Source organism: Allobosea sp. 05T422_2 (assembly GCF_056396265.1).
Window position 1 is genome coordinate 1 of the sequence record NZ_JBFTLD010000380.1, and the last position, 5,021, is coordinate 5,021.

General features: G+C 67.4%; 7 protein-coding genes and 1 pseudogene. 2 read left to right on the forward strand and 6 right to left on the reverse strand.

The window, feature by feature from the left end:
* Positions 1 to 149 (forward strand): annotated as a pseudogene (locus AC1DJT_RS34430) (IS481 family transposase); the annotation flags it as partial.
* A gap of 21 nt (positions 150 to 170) precedes the next feature.
* On the opposite strand, the gene AC1DJT_RS34435 reads toward AC1DJT_RS34430, so the two are convergent.
* A complete protein-coding gene (locus tag AC1DJT_RS34435; RefSeq protein ID WP_476835842.1) occupies positions 171 to 992 on the reverse strand; it encodes a dienelactone hydrolase family protein in 822 nt (273 codons plus the stop codon).
* A gap of 99 nt (positions 993 to 1,091) precedes the next feature.
* On the opposite strand from AC1DJT_RS34435, the gene AC1DJT_RS34440 reads away from it, so the two are divergent.
* Entirely contained in the window at positions 1,092 to 1,313 is a 222-nt protein-coding gene (locus tag AC1DJT_RS34440) for a DUF2093 domain-containing protein (protein WP_113518934.1), read from the forward strand.
* On the opposite strand, the gene lpxK is transcribed toward AC1DJT_RS34440, so the two are convergent.
* The 5 genes from lpxK to AC1DJT_RS34465 all read right to left on the reverse strand — a co-directional run.
* Positions 1,259 to 2,311, reverse strand: coding sequence for a tetraacyldisaccharide 4'-kinase (gene lpxK / locus AC1DJT_RS34445; RefSeq protein ID WP_441506425.1), 1,053 nt, complete (start codon positions 2,309 to 2,311; stop codon positions 1,259 to 1,261). The genes AC1DJT_RS34440 and lpxK overlap by 55 nt on opposite strands.
* Positions 2,311 to 3,615: a 3-deoxy-D-manno-octulosonic acid transferase gene (locus tag AC1DJT_RS34450; RefSeq protein WP_476835843.1), complete on the reverse strand. Its 1,305-nt coding sequence runs from the start codon at positions 3,613 to 3,615 to the stop codon at positions 2,311 to 2,313. The genes lpxK and AC1DJT_RS34450 overlap by 1 nt, the downstream gene beginning before the upstream one ends.
* Complete coding sequence (locus AC1DJT_RS34455) at positions 3,612 to 4,343, reverse strand: lysophospholipid acyltransferase family protein (RefSeq protein ID WP_441488884.1); 732 nt, start codon at positions 4,341 to 4,343, stop codon at positions 3,612 to 3,614. The genes AC1DJT_RS34450 and AC1DJT_RS34455 overlap by 4 nt, the downstream gene beginning before the upstream one ends.
* 39 nt (positions 4,344 to 4,382) lie before the next feature.
* The gene (locus AC1DJT_RS34460; protein WP_441488885.1) at positions 4,383 to 4,625 is read right to left on the reverse strand and encodes a DUF4170 domain-containing protein; all 243 of its coding nucleotides are present in this window, start codon (positions 4,623 to 4,625) and stop codon (positions 4,383 to 4,385) included.
* A 109-nt stretch (positions 4,626 to 4,734) separates the two neighbouring features.
* Positions 4,735 to 5,021, reverse strand: a 287-nt coding sequence (locus AC1DJT_RS34465; RefSeq protein ID WP_476835844.1) for an inositol monophosphatase family protein, incomplete at its 5' end; no start/stop codon positions are given.

Below are 5,021 nucleotides of genomic sequence, written 5' to 3' on the forward strand. Positions count from 1 at the left end.
TGGTCTTCGTTACCGCCTACAACTTCGCCAAGCATCTCAAGGCGCTGCGATGGCGAACGCCCTATCAGGCCATCTGCGACGCCTGGATCAGTGACCCGTCACCCTTCAAAATCAATCCGCACCATCTCATCCCGAGACCGCACATCTAGCTGAGCGCGGTACGGGGTCCCTCAACGCCCCATCAGGAAGCTCTTGACGCGTTTGATCGCGTCATCGCGGGCTTCAGGATGTGTCCCCACCGTGACCTTGCCGGTTCCGGTCGCGGAATAGGCCACGTCGCTGCGCTCCTTCACCTCGAGGCGAGGGTGATCGAAATCATGCAGCGCGCCGGGATAAAGCACGAGTTCGATGGCTTCGCCGCGCGCCCGTGCCGCTTTGGCGAGATGGTCGCAGGGCGCTGGCGGCGTCCAGTCGTCCGCATCACCMATCAGGATGAGGGTCGGCAGCCTGGCCGAAAAGCTCGCGGACTCCGATTGGAAGCGGCAGCCCGGATAGAAGGCGATGGCGCGTGCGAAATCGGGTTGGCCGTCGGCCGGGCGCCTGTCCTTGCGGATCGCGGTCAGGACGGTGGAGCCGCCACCGGACCAGCCGAGCAGGGAGATTTCCTTGTCGCGCACATCATCGCGAGCCTGCAGCCATTGCCGTGATGCTGCCGCGTCGGCGACGCGCTCACGGCTAGCCCGAACCGTCAGTTCCTTGACGCCGCATTGTGAACCGAGCCTGCGCGAGCCGTAGCTGTCCGGCATCAGCACGACGTAGCCAGCGGCAGCCAGCCGCTCGCCCCAGTCCGAATGCCGGGCGGACAATTTGCCATTGTCGCGCCACAGGCCGCCGCAACCATGCAGGGCGACCACGGCCGGGAATGGCCCTGGACCGTTCGGGCGGTACAGCACACCGTCCAGCTGTCCTTCCTCGACCGGGATGCGAACGCGCTCATAGCCGCCCGCAGACGCGGGCGCGCACCAAAGCAGCGCGAGGCCTGTAAGGGCCATGACGTGTCGGACGAGACTGGACATCATCGGCAGGAACGCTATCACAGCTCCGAGTTATCGGATAATTCATTCCCTGAGCAACGGTTTTCGATCTTACAGATGAACATCAGCGAGCGTCCTCCCGTGCCGGGACCCGAAGCTGCCGTCGACTATGGTCACGGCGAATTCCGCGTGGTGCGCCCCGGCGCCTTCGTGCGCTGCGCCGTGACCGGCGCCCCGATCAAGCTCGACGATCTGCGTTACTGGTCGGTCGAGTGGCAGGAAGCCTATGTCTCTCCGGAGGCGGTGCTGTTGCGGCTGCGCCGCGCCGGGCGTGCCTGAGAGCCCGCCTTCACGCCATCCAGCAGGTGCGTGATCTCGCTCGGTTCGTCGAAGACGAGCGAGACCGGGACCGCCAGCAGGCGGTGCTGCTCCGCAAACGGCCAGAGTGCAGCGAGCTTTGTCATGTCCTTTTCGGTGGTCGCCACCAGGCAATCCTGCGCCGCTGCCTCGTGGATGATCTTGGCCACGTCCTCGGCCGTGTAGGCGTGGTGATCGCCGAAGGCATGTTCGGCGCGAATCTCGGCGCCGGCCTCGCGCAGGGTCGCGCTGAATTTCTCCGGCCGTCCGATCCCTGAGACGGCCAGGACGGCCTGACCACGAAGTCTGTCGGCAATCCCGGCCGACAGCGCAAGCCGCCCGCGCAGAACCGGCTTGCCGGCCTCCCGGGCCGCGGCGGCGACCCTGTCCCCTGCCTCGCCCGGGCCGATCACCAGGATCGCATCGGTCATCGCCAACTGCTCAGCCAGCGGCGCCCGCAACGGGCCGGCTGGCAGGCATAGACCGTTGCCGATCCCGCTCGCGCCATCGACGACAGCCAACCGCAGCTGTTTGGTGAGCGAGGGGTTCTGCAGCCCGTCATCCATGATGATCAGGCTTGCGCCGAACGCTTTCGCGAAGGCGGCTCCGGCCGGCCGATCGCGGGCTACCACGGTGCGGGCGGCAGAGGCCATCAGCACGGCCTCATCCCCGACGCCGTTGGCATCATGGTGACGCCTGTCCACTTCGACAGGCCCGGCGAGCCGTCCGCCATAGCCCCGCATCAGGACGAAGGGCGTTTCTCCGCGGGCTGTCGCAAGCGCGGCCAGCGCGATCGCCGTCGGTGTCTTGCCGGCACCGCCAGCAATGAAATTCCCGACACAGATCACCGGGATGCCTGCATCGGTACCGGTCTGGCGCATGCGGCGCGCGGTGAGCGCGCCGTAGAGGGAGCCGATCGGTTGCAGCAGCCGGGCAAGAAGGCTCGGCCGATGCTGCCACCAGAACGCCGGTGCGCGCATCAGCTGTCGATCTCGCGCTGGCCCAGAGCGACGCGCATCAAGAGCGGTTCGATGGCCTGTTCCGTGCGGCTCAGTGCGCCGCCGAGCTGCTTGCTGGTTTGCCCCGCCGCGCGCGCGGCCTGCCGTGCGGCTGCCGGGTCGCTGAGCCAGCGATGCACCGCGCCTGCGAGCGCCTGCACATCGGGAACTTCACGCGCACCGCCGCCTTGATCGAAGGCGGCGAAGATCTCGGCGTTGTTGTGGACATACGGCCCGTGCACCAGGGCGCAGCCGAGCTTGGCGGGCTCGATCGGATTATGTCCGCCGATCATCGGCACGAGCGAACCGCCAAGGAAGGCCACTTGCGAGAGCCGATAGAAGAGGCCGAGCTCGTTGACCGTGTCGGCGATATAGAGCTCGATATCGGGGTCCGGCATCTCTCCAGCCGCGCGCCGCGCGACGGCGACACCGTTGGCCCGGGCGAGATCCTCGATCTCCTGGCCGCGCTGAGGGTGCCGCGGAGCGATGATCGTGAGCAGCTTCGGCACATGCGGCTTGATGCCGAGATGGGCCGACAGGATCTGCTCCTCCTCGCCCGGATGCGTGCTGGCGGCGATCCAGATCGGCCGGCCGGCCGTCAGCCCATCGAGAATCGCGAGCGTGTTCGGATCGGCCGGGGGCGCCGCGACATCGAATTTCAGATTGCCGGCGATGCTGACACGCGGCGCGCCGAGCTGGGCAAGACGCTCGCCGTCGCCCTGCGACTGGGCAAGGCAGGAATCGAAGCTGGAGAGCAGGTAGCGTGAGGTTCTGGGCGCCCTGTACCAGCGCTTGAAGGAGCGCTCCGACATCCGGGCATTGACCAGCACGAGCGGAATATCCCGCTTGCGTGCCTCGATCACCATATTGGGCCAGATTTCGGATTCGCAGATCAGCCCCATGGCCGGCTGCCAATAGTCCAGGAAGCRGCGCATGTAGCGCGGTACGTCGAGCGGCAGGTACTGGTGGATGGCGCCGGCTGGCAAACGCGCTGCAAGCAGGCGCGCCGAGGTCACGGTGCCGGAGGTCACGAGAACGGCCAGCCCGCGCCGCTGCAGGCGCTCGATCAGGGGGAGCAGCGTCACCGTCTCGCCGACGCTGGCGCCATGCAGCCAGATCAGCGTCTGGTCGGGCCGTTGGACGCCGGGATAGCCGCGGCGCTCGGCGAAGCGTGTCGGATCTTCCTTGCCGCGGCGACGGCGCCAGACCAGCAGGCCTGCAGCGGCCGGCTCGAACAGCGCAGTCGCCATGCGGTAGGCTCTGAGGAAGGGGCCCTTGCCGCTCATGCCGCTTTGGCTCCTGTTGCAGCGCGGAGCCCCGCGCCGGGGTCGCGGGAACCGACCAGCTCATAGGCGCGGGCATGGACCGCGTCGAGCCCGGCCTGGAGCGCGAGACGGGCGGCTTCGCTCGTGGCCTCGTCGGCATCGCGCGCGATCCGGATCGGATCGCCGACCACGATCGCGCAGCGGCCGAAGGGCAGGCCGATCGAGGCGCGGTCCCAGCTGTTGAAGTCGACGCGCCGGCTCGTCACCACGGCAACGGGATGGACCGGGCGACCCGATGCCTTGGCCAGCGCGATGATGCCAGGCCCCGCGACGCGGGCGCGCTTGGGAATGTCGGCCGTGAGCACCATGGTGTCGCCGGCGGCCAGGCGTCGAACCATGGCGAGGAACGCGCTCGCACCACCCTTCTCGCGGACCTTGCGGCCGAGCGCCCCTGAGCCGCGAATGGCGCCGATGCCGAGTTCGCGCAACGCGACGGCGTTGAATCCGCCATCGCCGTGGCGGGAAACCAGCGAGCAGGCGGGCATCCAATCCGGCCGTGCGAAGGGGATCATGATGTGCTGGCCGTGCCACATCGCGATGATCAGCGGCAGCTCCGGCCGGATATGATCATAGATGTCGGCCGGTTCGACAACGGTTCGGCTGGTGCGGCGGACGAGTTTGAGATAGCCGGCCAGCAGCCGGCCGAGCGTCTCTTGCGCCACACGCGTCTTGAGGATGGAAAAGCCCATGAACTCCGCTTCCGAACCGCTGAATGCCTGTCCCGCAGCTCAGGACTTCGCGGTTTCGGGATCGAGCAGGCGATGCAGGTGCACGACGAAGTAGCGCATCTGGGCCTGGTCGACGGTCGCCTGTGCCTTGGCCTTCCAGGCCGCATGGGCGCTCGCATAGTTCGGGTAGATGCCGACGATGTCGAGCTTCGACAGGTCCTTGAAGGTGATGCCGTCAAGGGAGCTCAGCTCGCCGCCGAAGACGAGATGAAGAAGCTGCTTCTGGTCGGTGTCCGCGTTCATTGGTCTCTCCAGCGGGAATGAGGCTCTGCCGCGGCACCAGATAAGCTATCCGCGCGAGCGGTGCGAGTGCCGATTGAGCGAGGTCGAATTTGTCCGAGGCGGCTGGCCTTCATGCGCTCTGCGGCGGGGTCTCGCGCAGGCGCTGCATTGCAGCAAGCAGCGGCTCCGCGAGGCTTGCGCCACTAGCAACAAGCATGCCGTGGATCGGTACCTCGCGGTTGTAGACGACGGGGTTGCCGCTCCCGTCGCTGAGCTGGCCGCCGGCTTCGTCCAGCACGAGATGCGCGGCGGCAAGGTCCCAGTCCCGCGCATCAGGGGAGACCAGCCCGGCATCGATCGTGCCGTCCGCGATCCGTGCCAGCCTGAGTGCGAGCGAAGGGATCTTCTCGGCAGCGT

Coding starts and splice junctions, on each gene's coding strand:
- AC1DJT_RS34455 (WP_441488884.1), bottom strand. CDS start 4,343: ATGGGCTTTTCCATCCTCAAGACGCGTGTGGCGCAAGAGACGCTCGGC.
- AC1DJT_RS34460 (WP_441488885.1), bottom strand. CDS start 4,625: ATGAACGCGGACACCGACCAGAAGCAGCTTCTTCATCTCGTCTTCGGC.
- AC1DJT_RS34440 (WP_113518934.1), top strand. CDS start 1,092: ATGAACATCAGCGAGCGTCCTCCCGTGCCGGGACCCGAAGCTGCCGTC.
- lpxK (WP_441506425.1), bottom strand. CDS start 2,311: ATGCGCGCACCGGCGTTCTGGTGGCAGCATCGGCCGAGCCTTCTTGCC.